The following is a 2,354-nucleotide window of genomic DNA, read 5'->3' as shown; positions in this document are numbered from 1 at the left end:
CCTGCCCCGCCGCCTCGTACGCCACTGATGTCGCCGCCCGCCCCCACGGCCGCGAAGGTGCCGCCCCACACGAGGAGGCGATGCTGCTGGTCCGTCATTCCCTGGCCCCTCCCTCTGTTTCCTCAAGTCCCTCAAGCAGGTCCAGGGCGAGCGCGGCCGTCCAGCTGAAGCCCTGGGCGCCGCAGCCCTGACCCGTGTACGGGTTCACGTACTCGGCGAAGCCCGAGCTCTCGGCCGATTCGAGCAGCGCGCCGCGCAGCCGCCTGGCCCGCTCCCGCTCGCCGTAGAGCCGCAGCCCGCGCTCGATCAGCCAGTTGGTGTTGAACCAGGCGGGCCCGCGCCAGTACCGGTGCCGGTCGAAGGCCGGGCCCAGCAGGTCGTAGCTGGGCACCAGGCGCACCGTCGAGCCGAGTCCGAAGTGCGGTCCGCAGGCGGTGCGGACGAGGGCGGCGGCGACGCTGGGCTCCAGCGCGGGCAGGATCAGCGGGATCAGGCCCGCGACGCCGCGCTCGGGGACCAGCGTGTCGGTGTGCAGGTCGCGGCAGAGGAACTGGCCGCGCGTGTCGTCCCACAGGCGCTCCACCAGGGCCCGGGTCAGCCGCTCGGCGCGTGCGGTGTGGGTGGTCCTGATGGGGCCGAGCTCGTCGGCGATCCGCGCGAGGGCGTGTTCGGAGGCGATGAGGAGGGCGTTGAACGCGGGGTCCTCCACCGCGAAGGCGCCCGTACCGCCGGTGTATCCGCCGTCGCGGTAGTCCATGGCCAGGCGGACGTAGCGGCCGTAGTCGAGATCGGTCGGCCGGTCGTCCAGGGCACCGGCACCGTGTGCCAGGTCGGCGCGGCGGTAGCTGTGCGGCGGCGCCGGGGTGATCCGGCTCAACGGGGCGTCCCAGCAGGGGCTGTTGTCCATCCCCTGCTCCCAGGGGTGGACCACCGAGGCGAGCCCGCCGCCGCCCGCGTCCCGCTGCTGCAGCAGGAAGCGGTGCCAGGACACCAGACGCGGATAGACGCGCGGGAGGAAGGAGCGGGCCCGGGACAGGCCGGGGTCACTGCGGTGCACCAGCCAGGCGGCGAGCGCGTGCACCGGGGGCTGGACCAGCCCGGAGGTCTGCCGGCCGCGAGGGGCTCCGGCGGCGCGGCCCGCGGTGGAGGAGCGCCAGAAGTCAGGGCTGGGAAAGTAGGCGTCTAATGGGACGGACGGGTTGAACACGATGTGCGGGACACGGCCGTCGCCCCACTGGGCGTTCAGCAGCGTCTCCAGCTCCAACTGGGCGCGTAAGGGGGAGAGATGGCGCAGTCCGATCGCGATGAACGCGGAGTCCCAGGACCACTGGTGCGGGTACAGGGTGTGCGAGGGGACGGTGGAGGTGCCGGTGCGGTTGGCGTACAGCACCTGCGCCGCGCGGTCGCGCAGCAGCTCGCGCGGCGACGCGGGGACGGGTGCGGCTGCGGCTGTGGGTGCGGCGGTGGTGCCGTGGTGAACGGTCAGCGGACTCCCCTGTCAGTTCCGTAGGACCTGTCAGTTCCGTAGGAGCAACTCTAGAGTTACGTCTACTTAACAAGCAAAACCTAATATGTAACGCGCAGTTGATGAACGCAAGGGGGTAGGAATGGCCGGGAACCAGGCGAGCGCCGGGGACCTGCTTCACCTGGTACGCAGCGGCCGCGCGACCACCCGTGGCACCCTGCAGCAGGCCACCGGACTCTCCCGCGCCACGGTCGGCCAGCGCCTGGACCGGCTCTTCAGGGCGGGCTGGCTGCGCGAGGGCGCGGGCAGCGAGGTGCGCTCGCCGCAGGGCGGGCGGCCGTCGGCGCGGCTGGAGTTCGACGACGCGCACGCGGTCGTGCTCGCCGCCGACCTGGACACCCGGCACGCCCGCGCCGCCGTCCTGTCGCTCACCGGCGAGCTGCTCGCCGAGCACCGGGGGCCGCTCGCCATCGCGGAGGGCCCGGACGAGGTCCTGGACCGGCTCGGCGGCTGGCACGCCGAACTGCTGCGGCAGATCGGCGCCCCGGCCGACGCGGTGTGCGGCATCGGGCTCGCGGTGCCGGGGCCGGTCGACAGCGAGAGCGGCCGGGTGGTGCAGCCGCCGATCATGCCGGGCTGGGACGGCTACGACATCCGGGGGCGGCTCGGCCGCGCCTTCGCCCGGCACACCGGCGGGGGCACTTCCGTACCGGTGCTGGTCGACAACGACGCCAACCTCATGGCGTACGGCGAGCAGCGCACCCACTACCCGCACTGCTCGGCCTTCGTGCTGGTCAAGGTCTCCACCGGCATCGGCGCCGGGGTCATCGTGGATGGCTCGATCTACCGGGGGATAGACGGGGGAGCGGGGGACATCGGCCATATCCGG

Annotated in this window: 2 protein-coding genes; one reads left to right on the top strand and one right to left on the bottom strand. The window is 73.0% G+C overall.

The window, feature by feature from the left end:
* Positions 1–94: 94 nt before the first annotated feature.
* Entirely contained in the window at positions 95–1,486 is a 1,392-nt protein-coding gene (locus U9R90_RS35590; RefSeq protein ID WP_411061587.1) for an MGH1-like glycoside hydrolase domain-containing protein, read from the bottom strand.
* A 121-nt stretch (positions 1,487–1,607) separates the two neighbouring features.
* On the opposite strand from U9R90_RS35590, the gene U9R90_RS35585 reads away from it, so the two are divergent.
* On the top strand, positions 1,608–2,354 hold a 747-nt coding region (locus U9R90_RS35585), incomplete at its 3' end, for an ROK family protein (protein ID WP_411061586.1).

The organism is Streptomyces sp. E11-3, from assembly GCF_046540415.1.
Lineage (GTDB): Bacteria > Actinomycetota > Actinomycetes > Streptomycetales > Streptomycetaceae > Streptomyces.
Note: the sequence above shows the minus strand (reverse complement) of the source record. Positions and strands in the feature narration are given on the sequence as shown.